General features: G+C 51.7%; 20 protein-coding genes. 12 read left to right on the forward strand and 8 right to left on the reverse strand.

Going from position 1 to position 18,298, the window contains the following annotated elements:
• The first annotated feature begins 13 nt into the window (after positions 1-13).
• Positions 14-472, forward strand: a complete 459-nt coding sequence (locus AC07N2_RS06945; protein WP_494777584.1) for a DUF411 domain-containing protein — start codon at positions 14-16, stop codon at positions 470-472.
• 71 nt (positions 473-543) lie between these two features.
• Here the strand turns inward: AC07N2_RS06945 and AC07N2_RS06950 are convergent, their stop codons facing one another.
• The 3 genes from AC07N2_RS06950 to AC07N2_RS06960 form a co-directional block, all read right to left on the reverse strand.
• The gene (locus AC07N2_RS06950; RefSeq protein ID WP_494777585.1) at positions 544-1,035 is read right to left on the reverse strand and encodes a copper chaperone PCu(A)C; all 492 of its coding nucleotides are present in this window, start codon (positions 1,033-1,035) and stop codon (positions 544-546) included.
• 78 nt (positions 1,036-1,113) lie between these two features.
• Positions 1,114-1,596: a tRNA (uridine(34)/cytosine(34)/5-carboxymethylaminomethyluridine(34)-2'-O)-methyltransferase TrmL gene (gene trmL, locus AC07N2_RS06955; protein WP_494777586.1), complete on the reverse strand. Its 483-nt coding sequence runs from the start codon at positions 1,594-1,596 to the stop codon at positions 1,114-1,116.
• A gap of 87 nt (positions 1,597-1,683) precedes the next feature.
• Positions 1,684-2,427 carry a phosphoribosyltransferase family protein gene (locus AC07N2_RS06960; protein ID WP_494777587.1) on the reverse strand — a complete coding sequence of 248 codons (744 nt, stop codon included), beginning with the start codon at positions 2,425-2,427 and terminating at the stop codon, positions 1,684-1,686.
• A 73-nt stretch (positions 2,428-2,500) separates the two neighbouring features.
• On the opposite strand from AC07N2_RS06960, the gene AC07N2_RS06965 reads away from it, so the two are divergent.
• The 5 genes from AC07N2_RS06965 (at position 2,501) to AC07N2_RS06985 (ending at position 8,519) form a co-directional block, all read left to right on the forward strand.
• Positions 2,501-3,445 (forward strand): methyltransferase domain-containing protein, encoded by a 945-nt coding sequence (locus tag AC07N2_RS06965; protein ID WP_494777588.1) that lies wholly within the window; start codon positions 2,501-2,503, stop codon positions 3,443-3,445.
• A 568-nt stretch (positions 3,446-4,013) separates the two neighbouring features.
• The gene (gene coxB / locus AC07N2_RS06970; protein ID WP_494777589.1) at positions 4,014-5,174 is read left to right on the forward strand and encodes a cytochrome c oxidase subunit II; all 1,161 of its coding nucleotides are present in this window, start codon (positions 4,014-4,016) and stop codon (positions 5,172-5,174) included.
• 18 nt (positions 5,175-5,192) lie between these two features.
• Positions 5,193-6,794, forward strand: a complete 1,602-nt coding sequence (ctaD, locus tag AC07N2_RS06975) for a cytochrome c oxidase subunit I (RefSeq protein WP_494777590.1) — start codon at positions 5,193-5,195, stop codon at positions 6,792-6,794.
• Between the two features lie 157 nt (positions 6,795-6,951).
• Positions 6,952-7,536 (forward strand): cytochrome c oxidase assembly protein, encoded by a 585-nt coding sequence (locus AC07N2_RS06980; RefSeq protein WP_076593246.1) that lies wholly within the window; start codon positions 6,952-6,954, stop codon positions 7,534-7,536.
• 122 nt (positions 7,537-7,658) lie between these two features.
• Positions 7,659-8,519, forward strand: a complete 861-nt coding sequence (locus AC07N2_RS06985) for a cytochrome c oxidase subunit 3 (protein WP_076593247.1) — start codon at positions 7,659-7,661, stop codon at positions 8,517-8,519.
• Positions 8,520-8,631: 112 nt separating this feature from the next.
• Here the strand turns inward: AC07N2_RS06985 and AC07N2_RS06990 are convergent, their stop codons facing one another.
• Complete coding sequence (locus tag AC07N2_RS06990) at positions 8,632-8,832, reverse strand: twin transmembrane helix small protein (protein WP_076593248.1); 201 nt, start codon at positions 8,830-8,832, stop codon at positions 8,632-8,634.
• Positions 8,833-8,909: 77 nt separating this feature from the next.
• Between AC07N2_RS06990 and AC07N2_RS06995 the strand changes: the two genes are divergently transcribed.
• The 5 genes from AC07N2_RS06995 to AC07N2_RS07015 are packed head-to-tail and all read left to right on the forward strand — an operon-like array spanning position 8,910 to position 12,822.
• Positions 8,910-9,623 carry an SURF1 family protein gene (locus AC07N2_RS06995; protein ID WP_494777591.1) on the forward strand — a complete coding sequence of 238 codons (714 nt, stop codon included), beginning with the start codon at positions 8,910-8,912 and terminating at the stop codon, positions 9,621-9,623.
• Positions 9,610-10,194 carry an SCO family protein gene (locus AC07N2_RS07000; RefSeq protein WP_494777592.1) on the forward strand — a complete coding sequence of 195 codons (585 nt, stop codon included), beginning with the start codon at positions 9,610-9,612 and terminating at the stop codon, positions 10,192-10,194. Before AC07N2_RS06995 ends, AC07N2_RS07000 begins: the two co-directional genes overlap by 14 nt.
• 7 nt (positions 10,195-10,201) lie before the next feature.
• Complete coding sequence (locus AC07N2_RS07005) at positions 10,202-11,341, forward strand: COX15/CtaA family protein (protein WP_494777593.1); 1,140 nt, start codon at positions 10,202-10,204, stop codon at positions 11,339-11,341.
• On the forward strand, positions 11,338-12,222 hold the full coding sequence (gene cyoE, locus AC07N2_RS07010) for a heme o synthase (RefSeq protein WP_494777594.1): 885 nt from the start codon (positions 11,338-11,340) through the stop codon (positions 12,220-12,222). The genes AC07N2_RS07005 and cyoE overlap by 4 nt, the downstream gene beginning before the upstream one ends.
• Before the next feature lie 3 nt (positions 12,223-12,225).
• Complete coding sequence (locus AC07N2_RS07015) at positions 12,226-12,822, forward strand: SCO family protein (protein ID WP_494777595.1); 597 nt, start codon at positions 12,226-12,228, stop codon at positions 12,820-12,822.
• A 63-nt stretch (positions 12,823-12,885) separates the two neighbouring features.
• Here the strand turns inward: AC07N2_RS07015 and rpoH are convergent, their stop codons facing one another.
• From rpoH to ftsY, 4 genes are all read right to left on the reverse strand, one after another.
• Positions 12,886-13,782 carry an RNA polymerase sigma factor RpoH gene (gene rpoH / locus AC07N2_RS07020; protein ID WP_494777596.1) on the reverse strand — a complete coding sequence of 299 codons (897 nt, stop codon included), beginning with the start codon at positions 13,780-13,782 and terminating at the stop codon, positions 12,886-12,888.
• Positions 13,783-14,102: 320 nt separating this feature from the next.
• Positions 14,103-15,029, reverse strand: a complete 927-nt coding sequence (ftsX, locus tag AC07N2_RS07025) for a permease-like cell division protein FtsX (protein ID WP_494777597.1) — start codon at positions 15,027-15,029, stop codon at positions 14,103-14,105.
• Positions 15,026-15,709: a cell division ATP-binding protein FtsE gene (locus AC07N2_RS07030; RefSeq protein ID WP_494777598.1), complete on the reverse strand. Its 684-nt coding sequence runs from the start codon at positions 15,707-15,709 to the stop codon at positions 15,026-15,028. Before AC07N2_RS07030 ends, ftsX begins: the two co-directional genes overlap by 4 nt.
• Before the next feature lie 8 nt (positions 15,710-15,717).
• The gene (gene ftsY / locus AC07N2_RS07035) at positions 15,718-16,788 is read right to left on the reverse strand and encodes a signal recognition particle-docking protein FtsY (RefSeq protein WP_494777599.1); all 1,071 of its coding nucleotides are present in this window, start codon (positions 16,786-16,788) and stop codon (positions 15,718-15,720) included.
• Positions 16,789-16,879: 91 nt separating this feature from the next.
• Here ftsY and AC07N2_RS07040 point away from each other — a divergent pair, with 91 nt between their 5' ends.
• On the forward strand, positions 16,880-18,250 hold the full coding sequence (locus AC07N2_RS07040; protein WP_494778128.1) for a M16 family metallopeptidase: 1,371 nt from the start codon (positions 16,880-16,882) through the stop codon (positions 18,248-18,250).
• Positions 18,251-18,298 lie beyond the last annotated feature (48 nt).

Genomic DNA, 18,298 nt, shown 5'->3' on the forward strand with positions numbered 1-18,298 from the left:
TAAGGGAAAAACTATGCAACGTCGCACAATCTTGCAAGCCTTGGCGCTGGTCGGTATGGTTCCTGCGATCTCATACGCCAAAGCCAGTCAGCCGGTGATCAATGTATATAAAAGCGCTACCTGTGGCTGCTGTACTGAGTGGATTACGCATCTGGAAAAAAATGGTTTCAAGGTGAATGCGCATAACGTGCCGAATACTGCAGCCTATCGAACCAAATTTGGCGTGCCGCAAGCATTGGGTAGTTGCCACACAGGCGTAGTCAACGGCTATGCACTGGAAGGCCATGTGCCTGCCAGTGATATCAAGCGCTTGCTGGCAGAAAAGCCGAAGGCCAAAGGATTGGCTGTGCCCGGCATGCCGATGGGATCGCCTGGCATGGAAGTAGAGGGTGAGCCGGTCGATGCTTATGATGTCGTGCTGTTTCAAGCGGACGGCTCATCCAGAGTCTACCGACACTATGCCGCCAAGTAATACTAGGCGCGAATACAAATAAAAAGGACGTTTAAAAACGTCCTTTTTATTTGGCATTGCCGCGATGGCGATCAGTGGTGGTGATGTTCCATGCTGTCGGTTTCTTCGCTTTTCTTCTTGCCATCTTCTACAACGATAGATGTTTCTATCTTCCCGGCTTTTTTGAAGGTCAGGGTCAGTGGTAGTTTGTCGCCCACTTTGAGCGGAGCCTTCAAGCCTATCAACATGATGTGATAACCATCGCCCGGTTGCATCGCTATTTTTTCCTTGGCTTTGATTTCCAGAGTGCCGACCTCGCGCATGCGCATCACATGATCTGCTGTCATCGACATGGTGTGGATTTCCACCGATGCAGCAACTGGCGACTTGGCCGAGATCAAGGTGTCGGCGCTATTGCCTTTGTTCTCCAATGTCAGATAAGCGCCGCCGCTGGTTTGGCCGGCGACTGTGGCGCGTGCATAAGGATGATCGACGGAGATATCGCCGACGCGATAGTCGTGAGCAATAGCGGCTGTACTGATTGCCAATGTAAGGACGGCGAAAGAAAGTTGACGCAGGTTCATGAGATTCCTTGGGTGAGAATGCAGCCGGCTTTGGAGGTCAAAAGAGTATGCTTATCGTAGCTTAAAACCAGGCGATGCTTACAGGCCGCCGGCAAAATTGTTTTGCCGCCACGCTTCATACACGACGACGGCAACGGTGTTGGATAAATTCAGACTGCGATTATCTGGCCGCATCGGTAAACGTATACGTTGCGACGGTGGAAAGGATTCGCGCAAGCTGGTTTCCAGCCCTTTGGTTTCCGAACCGAAGACGAAGACATCGCCCGGTTGGAAAGCAAGATTGGCAAATGGCGTTGAGCCATGTGTGGTCATCGCAAACATGCGCGCCGGATTCAATGGCTGCTCGGCCGGGAATGATTCCAGAAATGCTTGCCAGTTGCTATGCACCTTCATCTGCGCGTAGTCGTGATAATCGAGGCCGGCACGACGCATCTTGGCGTCATCCAATGGAAAGCCTAGTGGCTCGACCAAATGTAATTGCGCGCCGGTATTGGCGCACAAGCGAATGATGTTGCCAGTATTGGGTGGGATTTCTGGTTCAACCAGTACAACATGAAACAAAGTGATTCTCCTCATCAAGCAGGTCGCCAGTTTATTGCGAAAGCGGGCAGGTGGCTTGGATTTTTTGCTGCGGATCAGGTTGTTGCGTTATTTCGGCGGTGTCCTGGCGAAGACGAAGTTGGTGACGCGGCTTGCACCATATCGTTTCAAGGTTGCGGCGATTTCGTTCAGGGTTTCTCCAGTTGTCATGACGTCATCAATGACGCCGACATGCTGACCGCGTACCAGCTCTGCCGTTTGCGGCGACAAGATAAAAGCGTGGCGAATATTCTGATGCCGCTCAGCGGGTGGCAGCAGCGCTTGCATAGCCGTATCACGCGTGCGCTCCAGCAACTGTGGCTCCAGTGGAATGGCGATCGCATGCGATAAGGGTTTGGCAATCTCCAGAGCCTGATTGAAGCCGCGTTCGGCCAATCTTTTTTCGCCGAGTGGGACGGCCGTCAATAAGGTCGGCATGGCAAATGCACGTTCGCGCAAGATCGCATCCAGCATTAGACGTGCAAATAACGGCGCCAATGCCAAGCGATTACCAAATTTGAGCGCGAGTACCAAGTGGTCGATAGGTGCGGTGTAATCACTGGCTACGATGGTGGCGTCAAAGGCGCGCGGATTGCGTAGACATTCGCCGCATTGTTGCGGTGCCGTTGTCGTATGCGTAAGTGGCGATGCGCATAGTCTGCAGCGCGACGGATGGCGGCTAAAGAATTGTGTGGCGCAGTCTAGACATAAAGCTGTCTTGTCTGTGATGCCGCAGAGCGCACACGACGAAGGAATCGCCGCAGGCAGGCGTCGAATGATGTGTCGGGACCAGTCAAGAAAACGATAAAGCATCGCGCAATCCAGCCTTCCTGTGTGTAAGCGTGTAAACTTGCGCGCATTATCTCATTGAAGCATTTCATTACTCGTGTCCGCCCAACCTCCCCAGCCCGACTCCAAACTTAGTGCGCCGATAGACCTGAATCGCGTGCGTACGCTGTTCAGCGATCCTGCACGTATTGTCGATTCCAGCTTTTTGCGACGCGAGATTGCTACCCGCATGCATGAGCGTTTGGCACTAGTCAAAATTTCACCTGAGCATGTGCTGGATGCCGGTTGCGGCGAAGGTGCGGACCTGACGACCTTGCAAAAACGTTTTCCGCAGGCAGTCATGCTTGGACTGGATGCGTCACCGGCGATGCTGGCTGCGGCGCAGGAAAGTCAGCTTGCGGCCCTATCGTCTATGAACCGCTTGCTGCAGCAATGGCTGCCGGCCAGCATGGGCTTGGGCAAGGATTCGAGTGCAAGTCTGCTGTGCGGCAATTTTGCGCGACTTCCTTTGGGTATCAATGCAGTCGATCTGGTCTGGTCCAATCTGGCGCTGCATTGGCATCCGCAGCCGGATCAGGTGTTTGTCGAGTGGCGACGGGTATTGCGGCAAGACGGTTTGCTGATGTTTTCCTGCTTTGGTCCCGATACCTTTAAAGAGCTGCGTGCTGCGTTCGCGGCGGCTGATGATGAGCCACATGTGTTGCCATTTGTGGACATGCATGATTTTGGTGACATGTTGGTTAATGCCGGTTTTTCGACGCCGGTGATGGACATGGAAACGCTGACCGTGACCTACAGCACGGTAGAAAAGTTGCTGGCAGATGTGCGTGCCTTGGGCGGCAATCCGCTGGATACTCGAGGCAGAGGACTGCTTGGTAAAAAGGCATGGCAACGAGCGGTGGATGTGCTGGAGCAAAGTCGTGGCGCAGACGGGAAAGTCCCGCTCACCTTCGAAGTTGTCTATGGGCACGCATTTCGCCCGGCGCCGCGCGCAACAACAAGTGGCGAGTCAATTATCCGTTTTGACCCGCCAAGAAGATGAAAATACTTGCCAAATAAACATTAATTTTGCGCTTCAGACAATTGAAAAATGTTTCTTTTGGGAAATCGAGGGCGGTTGTGGAGTTTTCGTATTTACGGCACATGAAACGCGTGAAAAGCACTCAAACAAGGGGTGTGGCCATTTGTTTTTATGCTTGATAACAAAACCCTTTCCATCTTATACTTCGACGGTTTTGCGTGCACTTGGCGCTCAAGTGGCGTGCGATGACTAATTGAGTATGGTTGTTGAAATGTCATTGCTCGATATCTCCGCGACTATTGTGCTGATTTATTAAGCTTAAGCGAAGATTTGCTGGTGATTGCATTGGTTTAGGCCGAAAAAGCGCAGCAATTCAAGTTAGTACGCCATTAATACAAAGATCGATCCGCCAGCGAAGCGGCATCGACTGATAGGTCGGAATCCCTCGGTATACGTGTTGCAGTGGGGTGATTTTTGACGAAATACAAGAAAGAGGCGCGAGTTCATCTATGAACTGCGTTAGGAGCTGGGGCTTGCATTTGTGCCCGGTGGTTAAAACAGAATTCTTATTTGGGTTTTTGGGGAAATCATGAAACATGCGAAGCGCCTTCAATCTTTGATGCTCGGTGCGTCGTTCCTGGCGGCCGGTTTGCCGTCTTGGGCGGTAACCGATAGTCCCGGCGGACCTGCAGTGCGTCAGCTCAATTTTCACGAGCCTGTAACGCAAATCGCAGAGCAAATCTATTCACTGCACACATTAATGCTGATCATCTGTTTGGTGATCTTTGTTGCTGTGTTCGGCGTCATGTTTTATTCGATCATCAAGCATCGCAAGTCGCTCGGTCATAAATCGGCCACTTTCCACGAAAGCACCGCGGTTGAAATCGCGTGGACCATCGTCCCTTTCCTGATTGTTATTGGTATGGCGCTGCCTGCGACCAAGACTGTCGTGGCGATGAAAGATACCTCCAATGCGGATATCACCATTAAAGCCACTGGTATGCAGTGGAAATGGGGTTACAACTATCTGAATGGTGAAGGCGAAGGCATCAACTTCCTGTCGAATCTGTCCACCCCGCGTGAACAGATCACTGATTCCAGCATCGCTAAAAACGAAAATTACCTGATCGAAGTCGATAATCCAGTCGTCGTGCCGGTCAACAAGAAGATCCGTATTGTTCTGACCGCCAATGACGTGATTCACGCATGGATGATTCCTGCGTTCGGCGTCAAGCAAGATGCGATTCCTGGTTTTGTACGTGATACCTGGTTCAAGGCCGAGAAAATCGGTACTTACCGTGGTCAGTGCGCCGAGTTGTGCGGTAAAGACCACGCCTTCATGCCTATCGTCGTCAATGTCGTCAGCGACGAAGACTACAAAGCATGGGTAGACGGCAAGAAAAAAGAAATGGCTGCCAATGCGGATGATCCTACCAAGACATGGACGGTAGATGAACTCGTGCAGCGCGGCGAAAAAGTCTACACAGCCAACTGTATCGCTTGCCATCAGGCAAACGGTAAAGGCGTACCAGGCAGCTTCCCTGCACTGGATGCCTCCCCGATTGTTACCGGACCGAAAGCAGCCAACATCCATATGGTGATGGAAGGCAAGGGTGCGATGCCTTCATGGAAGCCTGTGTTGTCGGATACAGAGATCGCTGCGGTGATTACCTATACCCGCAATCACTGGTCCAACAAGGCTGCGGAAAACATTGTCCAACCAGCAGAAGTGCTGGCTGCGCGTAAGTAATTGAATCGGGAGACAGAGATGAGTACAACCGCAGTCGATCACGCACACGATCACTCGCACGACCACGACCATGCGCACGATCATCCGCATGGCTGGCGTCGTTGGGTATACGCGACTAACCACAAGGATATCGGTACGCTCTACTTGTGGTTTTCGTTCGTAATGTTGTTGTCTGGTGGCTTCTTGGCGATGTTGATACGCGCCGAGTTGTTCCAGCCTGGTCTGCAATTGATGCAACCGGAATTCTTCAATCAGTTGACCACCATGCACGGCATCATGATGGTGTTCGGTGCGATTATGCCGGCCTTCGTTGGTTTCGCTAACTGGATGGTGCCACTGCAAATCGGCGCATCCGATATGGCGTTTGCACGGATGAACAACTTCTCGTTCTGGTTGTTGCCACCTGCTGCGATTCTGCTGGCCGTGTCCTTCCTGGTTCCTGGTGGCGCGACTGCTGCCGGCTGGACACTGTATGCACCGCTGTCGACTCAAATGGGTCCTGGTATGGACATGGCTATTTTCGCCCTGCATATCATGGGTGCTTCGTCGATCATGGGTTCGATCAACATCATCGTCACTATCTTGAACATGCGCGCTCCTGGCATGACCTTGATGAAGTTGCCGATGTTCTGCTGGACCTGGTTGATTACTGCTTACCTGCTGATCGCTGTGATGCCGGTTCTGGCTGGCGCGATCACCATGACATTGACCGATCGCCACTTCGGCACATCGTTCTTTAATGCTGCTGGTGGCGGTGATCCAGTCATGTATCAACACATCTTCTGGTTCTTCGGGCATCCAGAGGTGTACATCATGATTCTGCCGGCGTTTGGTATCGTTTCACACATCATTCCTACCTTCGCTCGCAAGCAATTGTTCGGCTATGCATCGATGGTGTACGCAACAGCTTCGATCGCGATTCTGTCGTTCATGGTGTGGGCGCATCACATGTTCACCACCGGTATGCCGGTGACTGCACAGTTGTTCTTCATGTACGCAACGATGTTGATTGCGGTGCCGACTGGCGTGAAGATTTTCAACTGGATCGCAACGATGTGGCGTGGTTCGATGACATTCGAAACACCTATGCTGTTCGCAATCGGCTTTATCTTCGTGTTCACGATGGGTGGTTTTACCGGCTTGATTCTGGCTGTGACGCCTATCGATATTCAATTGCAAGATACGTATTACGTTGTTGCCCACTTTCACTATGTGTTGGTAGCAGGTTCCTTGTTTGCCTTGTTCGCTGGTTTCTATTACTGGGGACCAAAGTGGACGGGTTACATGTACAACGAAACACGCGGCAAGATCCATTTCTGGGGTTCGCTGATTTTGTTCAACGTCACCTTCTTCCCTATGCACTTCCTGGGATTGGCCGGTATGCCGCGTCGTTACGCTGATTACCCAGCGCAGTTCACCGACTTCAACATGATTGCGTCGATAGGTGGTTTGGGCTTCGGTTTGATGCAGGTTTATTTCTTGTTTGCAGTTGTGATCCCGTCAATCAAAGGTGGCGTTCCTGCAGCAGATAAACCATGGGAAGGCGCAGAAGGTCTGGAATGGACTGTACCTAGCCCAGCGCCGTTCCATACATTTGAAACTCCTCCAACAGTAAAATAAACGGAGTGGCAGGCGTGAGCCTGCCACATTGCGATGTCGGATCATAAGACGGAACAGAAAAAGCGCAACCTGCGAACAGCCCTGATACTTGGGGTAGTCGCAGCGATGTTCATGTTCGGTGTAATCGCAAAACGCTTGTGGTTTGTTTAGGGTAGAGATGGAAAACCAGACAGAAGATACTAAGCACAGCAAGTTGAATGCCCAGATGTTTGGCAAACTGGTTGTGATTGCTGTGATGATGTTTGGTTTTGGTTACCTGCTTGTTCCTATCTATAAGCAGATTTGTGAAATTACCGGCGTCAATATCCTTACTTCGCAAGAGATGAAGGTTAAGCCGATCGATAATTCACAGGTCGACAAGAGCAGAACGATCACAGTTGAGTTTGATGCCAATACACAAGGCCCGTTTCGTTTTCGTCCGACGGTAAATAGCATGCAAGTGCATCCGGGCGAAATGGCTCAGGTGGTGTATGAGGTAGTCAATACGCAAGCGCACAGTGTAGAAGCACAGGCAATCCCGAGTTATGCGCCGCAGCAAGCTGCCGCGCATTTCAAGAAAGTCGAATGCTTCTGTTTCCAGCAACAAACGCTGGAAGCAAGTCAGGCGAAGCAGATGCCAGTAGTGTTTTATCTGGATCCGGCTTTGCCCAAGGATGTGAAGACGATTACTTTGTCGTACACATTCTTTGAAATAGCCGGGCGCGAGAAGAAGGCAGAATTAAAATCGGCAGTGGCAGGATAATAGTAAAAGAAGAAGTCGGCCGAGCAATCCAAGCCGATAGTCGAAATGAAATTTATCGCGTTGCCTGTGGCATAGTTTGATTTGTCCTTGCAACGTCACTATTTGAATTTTGGGAGATGGAGATGAGTGCTCAACACGCGAATGCGCCTTACTATTTCGTGCCTGGTCCTTCCAGATGGCCAGTGAGTGCCGGGGTTTCTTTACTCGTCATGATGCTAGGTGCATCAGGCTGGGTGAATGACGCTGCCTGGGGACCTTATGCAACGGCTGCTGGTTTGCTCGGCTTCCTCGTTGTGCTGTACTTCTGGTTCGGTGATGCCATTTCGGAATCCGAAGGTGGCATGTACAACAAGCGCATCGATGCATCCTATCGCTGGAGCATGAGCTGGTTCATCTTCTCCGAAGTCATGTTCTTTGCAGCATTCTTCGGCGCCTTATTTTACGCACGCAGCATCGCGATGCCGTGGCTCGGCGATCTGGATAACAAAATCCTGTGGCCTGATTTCGCGGCACATTGGGGTAACGTTGGTCCAGCCGGTACAGTTGAACCGTTCACGACGATGGGACCATTCTGGATCCCAACAATCAATACAGCTCTGTTGTTGTTGTCGGGTGTGACGCTGACTATTTCCCATCACGCGATTCGTGAGAATCACCGTGGCAAGACAGCTTTCTGGCTGGCTGCAACTATTTTGTTGGGCGCGATCTTCATGGGCTTCCAAGTCTATGAATATATGCACGCTTACAGCGAACTGAACCTGAAATTGACTTCGGGTGTCTATGGTTCGACCTTCTTCCTGTTGACCGGCTTCCACGGTTTCCACGTGACCTTGGGTGCAATCATGCTGAGCGTCGTGTTGTACCGCGTGCTGAAGGGACACTTCACTGCAGATAATCACTTTGCTTTTGAAGGTGCTGCTTGGTATTGGCACTTTGTCGACGTGGTCTGGCTCGGTTTGTACGTTGTGGTCTACTGGCTGTAAATCACGCTGGCAGTATGAGCGAGATATAAAAAAGCCGCACTTCGGTGCGGCTTTTTTACGATTGAAACGAAATGTTGCGTGTCGTGCAATCGGAATTAAATGGAGCAAAAAATTAGCGTATGCCGGTCGGTTGTATCAATCCGAATCGATAGGCTACTAGTACCAGAATAAAGAGCGCGATAGAAAATCCCACGCGCATCGTCAGTGCTTTAACGGTGCGGTTACTTTTGCCTTTGTCCTTCATTAAGAAGAACAAGGCTGATCCCAGGCTGCCGAGGATCAGGATAAAAGCGATGGCGACAATGATTTTCATGGCGATGATGGATGTGTTCGTTGTCTGACAGAACGCTGCCACCCGATGCAGGATGTGTTGAGTAAAGTGACATTGTAATGCGATTCACCTTCCGATTTAGACTCATTCCATTTGTTGCTGCAGCCATTGCGGTGGCCATCGGTTTGTCTCTGGGACAGTGGCAAACGCGGCGTGCGGCTGAAAAAATTGCCATTGAACAAAAGCTCCAGACACGCCAAGCTGCACCAGCACTTCAGTTAGGCGACATCACGCCACATTCCGATGAGATTGAATATAGACGAGTGTTCGTCAAAGGTGAATTTCTACGTGATTGGCCGATCTATCTGGATAACCGTCCGCATAACGGTGTGGCCGGATTCTATGTGCTGATGCCGTTTAAAATTGCGGCAAGCAATTTGTACGTATTAGTCGCGCGTGGCTGGGTTCCGCGCAATGCCGCAGACCGAACTAAAATGCCACCTCTCGTCACGCCAGAAGGAACGATAGAGATCGAGGGCACGGCACGGCACGATATCGGACATGTGATGCAACTTGGTGCAGTCGATGCGCCACGTCCACATGCGATTGTGCAAAATCTCGATATCGCCAGTTTTGCTGAAGCCAGTCAATTAAAGATGGCGCCGATACTTCTTGAGCAGTTGAGTGATACCAAGGATGGTTTGGTGCGTGATTGGCCTGTGCCATCAAACGGTGTGGAGAAACATCGTGGTTATGCATTTCAGTGGTACGGATTGGCTGCAATGGCCTTCATTTTTTTTGTTGTGACAGGAATTCGACGTGGAACCAAATAAAAACAAGGGACGCTGGAAATTATTCGCCGTGGTTTTGGTCTGTGCGGCACCGATTATTCTGTCGTACTTTACGTATTACGTGATCAAGCCGCAGAGCCGTACCAATTACGGTGCACTCATAGACCCGCGTGAACATCCAATACCAGAGTTGGGTGCGATGACACTGGACAAGAAGCCGGCCACGCTTGATGCCTACCAAGGGAAATGGGTCATGTTGCAGGTGAGTGATGCTGATTGCGAAGCTTCGTGCGAAAAGAAATTGCACGATATGCGGCAGTTGCGTCTGGCACAAGGCAAGGAGATGGAGCGCATAGAACGTGTCTGGCTCATCACTGATGACAAGCCATTGGATACCATACTGATTCGTGAATTCGACGGCACCGAGATGTTGCGCGTCAAAGCGGATGTCGTGCGCGCATGGTTACCGGTGGAAGAGGGAACTAAAGTGACTGATCATATCTACATGATCGATCCACTCGGGCATTTGATGATGCGTTTCCCTAAAGATGCTGATCCAAACAAGATCAAGAAAGATTTGTACAAACTCTTAAAGGCTTCTGCAATTGGCTGATTCCGGCATGCTGTTTCAACTCGCAAGCAAAGGCATATTGGTTGCCTTGCTGGCGTTCGTCATCGTGTGGTCTTCCAAGGATCCAAACAAATACCGCAAGCTGGTGTGGGTAACCTTGTTCCTTACATTTGACGTGATCATGTTCGGTGCTTTTACGCGGCTGACGGATTCAGGCCTCGGTTGTCCTGATTGGCCGGGTTGTTACGGTCATGCCAATCCTTTACAGGCGATGGAACATATACGCGCGGCTGAAGCATTGATGCCTGACGGTCCAGTCACCGTGATGAAGGCTTGGGTGGAAATGATACATCGCTATCTGGCGATGGGCATAGGTGTGTTGATCATCGCCATCGTGGTGATTTCGTGGCGCTTCTGGTTGCAGAGTGGTCGCACGATACAAAAATTCTCGCCGCATTTCCCGGTCGCATTATTGGTGTTCGTTTGCATACAAGGTGCGTTCGGTGCGTGGACTGTCACGATGAAATTGCAGCCAGTGATCGTCACGATACATTTATTGCTGGGTATGACCTTGCTGGCGATGCTGACTTGGGTAGGCGCAAGACAAAAGGAGCATGCACCGGTTGATAGAAGTGCGTATGCCTTGCGGATTCCCGCCTTGATCGCTTTGATCTTGCTGGCTGTGCAGATTGCTTTGGGCGGTTGGGTCAGCACCAATTACGCTGCTTTAGCTTGCAGCGATTTTCCGCTTTGTCATGGCGCGGTGATTCCGCAGATGGATTTTGAAAACGGCTTCACGCTTTGGCGCAGTCTCGGTATGACTGCCGATGGCGAATATTTGCCATTCCCTGCATTGACGGCGATTCATTGGACGCACAGGGTGTTTGCTTTTGTTGTGGTCGGCTATATCGGCTGGGTGTGCTACAAGGCGTACAAGATAGAAGGTTTGCGCATCACCGCGCGTGCTGTGCTGGGCGCGCTGGCCTTGCAGATCACTATCGGCATTGCAACAGTGTCATTGAAATGGCCGTTGGCATTGGCGGTCGCGCACAATGGTTGTGCAGCGCTGCTTGTCCTATTGCTGGTCATGTTAAACTACAAGGCTAGAATTCCCGGTAATGCCGGGCACAATCACGCGTCGAATCAGATTGATTCACGCCCGCCGGCAGTATCGAACGACAACGCATGACTACTCTGACAGCTTCCCCAAATCGTATTGCCCAGTATTGGGCCTTGACCAAGCCGCGCGTAACGCAGCTGGCCGTTTTTTGCGCCGTCATCGGCATGTTTTTGGCAACGCCTGAGTTGCCAAGCTGGAAAATTGTTGTTGCGGCAACGATAGGTATCTGGTTGTTGGCAGGTGCTGCATTTGCCATCAATTGCCTGGTGGAGCGCGAAATCGATTCACGCATGGCGCGTACCGCACGTCGCCCTATGGCGCGTGGCGAAATTACCGTATTGCAAACCTTGGTTTTCTCTGGCGTGATCGGTGGCGCGGGGATGTGGGTGCTGTACAACTTCGTCAATCCGCTGACGATGTGGCTGACCTTTGCCACCTTTGTCGGTTACGCAGTGATTTACACGATTATTCTCAAGCCAGCGACGCCGCAAAATATTGTGATCGGTGGTTTGTCCGGCGCGATGCCACCAGCTCTCGGTTGGGCCGCGGTTGCCAACGATTTGCCTATGCAGGCGTGGATACTGGTTTTGATTATCTTCATCTGGACGCCGCCGCATTTCTGGGCGCTGGCTTTGTATCGTCGTGATGAATATGCGAAGTCTGGTCTGCCTATGTTGCCGATTACGCATGGCACGGCTTTCACTCAATTCCATATCTGGCTGTACACGATTGCCTTGGTGGCAACGACGATGTTGCCATTTGCGGTTGGTATGAGTGGATTGATTTATCTGGTTGCGGTTGCGATTCTCGATGCCATTTTTGTTTGGTACGCGTGGCAGGTGTATCGCCATTACACCGACATGATCGCGCGCAAGATGTTTGCCTACTCGATCATCTATCTGTCGCTATTGTTTGCGGCCTTGCTGGTCGATCACTATTTGAGATTTTAAAAAATGCGTTTTCGTTCCCTACTGATCATGTGTGCTGCTGTATTTGCTTTGAGTGCTTGCAGCGATAAAGCGAAACCTGTTGTATTCAACAATACCGATCTCACCGGTTTGGGCTACGCGAAAGATTTTTCGCTGCACGATCACAATGGCAAGCTGCGCACCCTGGCAGATTTCAAAGGTAAAGCGGTTGTCGTGTTTTTCGGCTTTACACAATGTCCTGACGTTTGTCCGACGACCATGATGGAAATGTCGAATGTGATGAAAGAGCTGGGTCCCGATGCTGACCGCGTGCAGGTTCTGTTCGTAACCGTCGATCCTGAGCGTGATACCGCAGCTTTGCTGGCGCAGTACGTACCGGCATTTGATCCACGCTTCCTCGGTTTGCGCGGCGATCTGGCAGAGACTGAAAAAACTGCTAAAGAATTCAAAGTGTTTTACCAAAAAGTACCGGGCAAAACACCGGGTAGTTACACCGTCGATCACACTGCGGGTAGCTATGTATTTGACCAACAAGGACGGATCCGTTTGTTCATACGGCACGGGCAGGGCATAGAACCTATCGTGCAGGATCTGAAGACTCTGCTGGCAGAGAAAACGTAAAGAAGACAGGCATAAAAAAGGCGCTCCGAGGAGCGCCTTTTTTGTTCACTGCTGCCTACGGGTTTAAGCGTAAGCGGCCAGCGAGCCTTTCATTTTTTTCAGAGCGACTGCCTCGATTTGACGTATGCGTTCAGCTGATACGCCGAACTCATCTGCCAACTCGTGCAGCGTTGCGCCCGAACCATCATCGTTTGCCAACCAACGCGCTTCGACAATACGACGTGAGCGTGGGTCCAGTTTGCCTAGTGCGCTAGACAGACCTTCGGTTTGCAGACGATCAAATTGCTGCGACTCCAATACCTTGGTCGGTTCCTGCATGTCCGAAGACAGATAGGCGATAGGTGCAAACTTGTCGTCTTCATCGTCGGTAGGCGCTTCCAGTGCAATATCGCGACCGGACAAGCGTGTTTCCATTTCGATGACTTCTTCCCGTTTGACGTTCAAGGTTTTCGCCAATGCGTCCACTTGATCCGGCGTCATGGAGTCCAGGCCGGTTTTGTGGCTGCGCAGATTGAAGAACAACTTGCGTTGTGCCTTCGTCGTTGCCACTTTCACCAAGCGCCAGTTTTTCAGGATGTACTCATGCATTTCAGCCTTGATCCAGTGCATGGAATACGAAACCAGACGTACGCCTTGATCCGGGTCGAAGCGTTTCACGGCTTTCATCAAGCCGATATTGCCTTCCTGGATCAGATCAGCGTGCGGCAAGCCATAACCCAGATAGCCACGAGCGATCGATACGACCAAGCGCAAATGCGACAGCACGAGTTTTTGCGCAGCGCCGAGATCATTCTCGTCGCGCAGGCGGCGTGCCAAAGACATTTCCTCTTCGTGCGTCAGCATAGGCAGGCGATTGACCGCCGAGATGTAAGCGTCAATATTGCCCAGCGCGCCAGAAAAGCCCAAAGCCAGCATATTGCTGTTTGGGATCAATGCGGTCGATGCAGATGCTGCTTTCATGCGTTCTCCTTGCTAAATTTCGTTCAGAAGCTGATTTGCTGCATAGAGCAAAATCATTTACAGGAGCTATATTAGCACTCTCTTTAAATGAGTGCTAATGAGGGTTTTATACTGCTCTCATAGCTTAAATGCTATTGCATATCTGATCACAATTGCACTTTTCTTGTGGGAATTAGAGCCTAATTATGGAAGGAAGTTGCGTAAAAACCTGCGATTTTGATGAAGCTTTACATTTCTTTACGGAAAGAAAAAGGGCCTGAAAAGGCCCTTTTTTTGAATGCTCTGAATGTCGACGTCAGTGGGTGCTTACATTGCTCGTATTACGCCAGACGTGCCAAATGGCGCTGCACTGACAATAACGCACCGATCAAGCCAAGGAAGGCGCTGGCGGCAAGCAGAACCAGCGTAGCGACGATGTCCAGTGGCACCAAGCGGAACTCGGACGCGTACAGGCGGGCAAAGTCGGCGATAGCGGCGTTCAATGGATTCAGGGCCACGGCAACAGCAATCAGCGCAACCGCGCCGGCAATCAAGCCCAGCAAGGCGCCGGTGTAATAAAACGGCCGACAAATGAAGGAATCGGTAGCGCCGACCAGACGCGAGACTTCGATCTCTTCGCGTTGCGTCATGACTTGCAGACGGATAGTGTTGAAGACCACTGCGACGACGACGACGGCCAGCGTGGTGGCGAGGAACAGCAGAATCAAGCGCATGACTTGCAGCAAGGCCGCCAGACGTTCGACCCATGCGGAGTCGATTTGTACATATTCGACGCCATTCAGTGCCTTCAGCTTTTCAACGATGGCGGTGATTTTTTTGGCGTCGCCATCATTTTGAAAGCCCGTCATTTTAACGACGTAGGCATCAGGCAAAGGATTAGCACCCAGCGTGGTGATGGCATCGTCCAGGCCGGTTTTGTCTTTGAGCGTGCTGAGCGCTTTTTCGCGCGGGATGAATTCCAGTTTGACTGGATGTTTGGCTTCTTGCGCAATGCGTTTGATTTCTGGCCCGACGGCAGTGGCACGTTCGCGCGAAGCATCCATCGCCATGAAAATGCTGATTTCTGGTTGTACCGCCAATTGTTCGGAGACGGGACGTACGTTTTCCAGCAAGGTCAGGCCAGCGAAAGGCAGGGTCAGCGCAATCGAAACCACCAATACATTCAGCAGGAAATTACCCGGCGTTTTGAACAGGTGACGGAATGCATCGCCTAGTGCAAAGCCATGTTGTCTGAGCCAGCTATTCATGCGGACACCTGCGGTGCTGTTCTGCGCCAGCTTTCAATAATTTTTCCATGATCAAGATAAATCACGCGGGTTGCGGTATCGAGGAATTGTTCGTCGTGAGTAGAGATCAGGCAAGTCACGCCGACTGCGTGGAAAGCCTTGAGCGCATCCAAAACCTTGTTGGCGCTTTCGCGATCCAGATTGGCGGTCGGTTCATCGGCCAGAATGATTTGCGGACGATTAACGATGGCACGGGCGATGGCGACGCGCTGCTGTTCACCGCCGGACAAGGTCAGTGGTGCAGAAGATGCCTTGTCGAGCAGCCCGACTTTATCCAGCGCAGCACGGGCACGGCGTTCTGCATCAGCACGTGATGCGCCACAGACGATCAGCGGCAGCATAACGTTAGCCAAGACATTGCGATCCGACAGCAAGCGTTGCTGCTGGAAAATCAAGCCGAGATTACGGCGCAGATAAGGCATGCCGGATGATTTGATACGACTGATGTCGTGGCCGCTGACGATGACCGAACCTTCGCTTGGTCTTTCCATCGCGGCGATCAATTTCAGCAACGTGGATTTGCCGGCACCGGATGGGCCGGCCAGAAAGACCAGTTCACCTTTGCCGACCGACAGTGTGATGTCGGACAGCGCGGTCACATTCTGTGTGTATTTTTTCGAGACTTGGTGGAATTCAATCATCGATATCGTTAGCCCAATAGAGCTTCTACAAATTCCTGTGCATTGAAAGGCTGTAAATCTTCAATCTGCTCACCGACGCCGATGAAGTAAACCGGGATCGGTCGTGCGCGTGCGATGGCCGCCAGTACGCCGCCTTTCGCGGTGCCGTCGAGTTTGGTGACGACCAAACCTGTCAGTCCCAAGGCATCGTCGAAGGCTTTGACTTGCGTCAGCGCATTTTGTCCTGTGTTGCCATCTATGATCAACAGGATTTCATGCGGCGCGGACGACATGCCTTTGGCCATCACGCGTTTAATCTTTTTCAACTCTTCCATCAGATGGAGTTGTGTGGGCAAACGTCCTGCCGTATCAACCATCACGACATTAGTGCCGCGTGCCTGGGCCGAATGCACGGCGTCGAAGGCGACGGCAGCCGGATCGCCAGATTCTTGCGCGATCACGGTCACATTGTTGCGTTGGCCCCAAACCGTCAATTGTTCACGCGCTGCGGCGCGGAAGGTGTCACCCGCGGCCAGCAATACTGATTGGTTGTGCGCTTGCAGATGCTTGGCCAGTTTGCCTATGGTGGTGGTCTTGCCCGCACCATTGACGCCGGTAATCATCATGACTAGCGGTTGGTGCTGACCCAGTACCAGTGGTTTTTGCAAAGGCGTCAGCATCTCCAGCAACAGAGTGCGCAAGGCTGTTTTCACTTGCGAGGCTTCGGTCAGCTTTTCATTCTTGACCTTGCGTTTGAGCGCATCCAGCAGGAATTGCGTAGCGTCGACGCCCGCATCGGACATCAGCAACGCCGATTCCAGTTCTTCGTACAAATCGTCGTCGATCTTGGCTCCGACGAATAGAGTCGTCAGATTGGATGACGTTTTGGAAAGGCCGACCTTCAGTCTGGCCATCCATGATTGCTTTTGTTCTACCGGCGTAACGGCTGCGACGATTTCCGCCGGTTGCTCGATTTCCAGCGGTGCAGGTGCAATCAGCGGCTCGGAAGCTGGTGGTGTCTGGTGTTCGTTCGCAGGTGCTGCCGGTACTTGCGGTGCCGGCGCGGGTTCTTGCGGTTTTTTCTTGAAGAAACTAAACATCGGGAATGGGGTCAGAACAGCGGTCAGAGGCGCTTGCCGGTGTATTGCAGGCAAGCGGATACAATCGACGTATTCTATCAGAGCGAAGGTCATCAAATTGAGTATCAGAGCAATGCTGTTGGCGGTAACCATCGTTTTAGCGCCGGTATGGGCAAATGCCGCACAAACTGAAGAGTTCACGCTGAAGAACGGCATGAAGATCATCGTTAATGAAGATCACCGCGCACCCACGGTAGCGCACATGATTTGGTATCGGGTCGGTTCGGTAGATGAGCACAATGGCGTCACCGGCGTTGCGCACGCACTGGAACACATGATGTTCAAGGGCACCAAGAAGTTGAAGCCGGGCGAATTCAGCAAGCGCGTGGCGCAACTTGGTGGTCGTGAAAATGCCTTCACCAGCAAGGATTACACCGCCTACTTCCAGCAAATCGAAAAATCCAAGCTGGAAGCAGTGATGGCGCTGGAAGCCGATCGCATGGCGAATTTGGTATTCGACAAGGATGAGTTTGCAAAAGAAATCCGTGTCGTGATGGAAGAGCGCCGCCTGCGTACCGACGACCAACCGACCTCGCAGTTGTATGAAGCTTTGGTGGCGACCACGTTCGCGGCACATCCTTATCGCAATCCCATCATAGGTTGGATGGACGATTTGCAGCACATGACGGTCAATGATGTGAAGGCTTGGCATGACGCATGGTATGCGCCGAACAATGCAACCATGGTGGTGTCCGGTGATGTCGATGCGAAACAGGTTTATGCCCTGGCAGAAAAATACTTTGGTCGCTATCCCGGCAAAACACTGACGCGTACCAGGCCGCAGAATGAACCAGCGCAAAATGGTATCAAGCGTGTCACCGTCAAAGCCCCCGCAGAGAATCCGTATATCGTGCTGGCATTCAAAGTGCCGGCCTTGCGCGATATAGAGAAGGATGAAGACCCTTACGCATTAAGCGTATTGGCCGCTGTGCTGGATGGGTACGACAATGCCCGTTTGACGGCCAAGCTGGTGCGTACTGACAGAGTGGCCAACGATGTTGGTGCTTCGTATTCCGGCATTGCACGCGGTCCGGTGTTGTTCATGCTCGATGGCACGCCGGCGCAAGGCACAACGACTGAACAGTTGGAAAAACAATTGCGTGCAGAAATCGACAGGATTGCAAAAGAAGGCGTATCCGAAGCCGAGTTGAAACGCGTCAAAACGCAATTGATAGCTGCTCAGATTTACAAGCGTGATTCCGTGTTCGGGCAAGCGATGGAAATAGGCCGGATGGAAATGTCGGGTTTTTCCTATAAGGATACTGACCGCATGATCGAAAAACTGCGCTCCGTTACGCCGCAGCAAGTGCAGGCAGTTGCGCAGAAATATTTCGGTGACGATGCCTTGACGGTCGGTACCTTGGTGCCGTTGCCGCTCACCGAGAAAAAAGCTGCGCCTGCACCTAGCGGTTTGCGTCATTGATCGCGCATGCCGTACCCCACATTGTTTGCCAAGAACAAAAACGTATCC

Source organism: Herminiimonas sp. GW821-FHT09C12 (assembly GCF_059416385.1).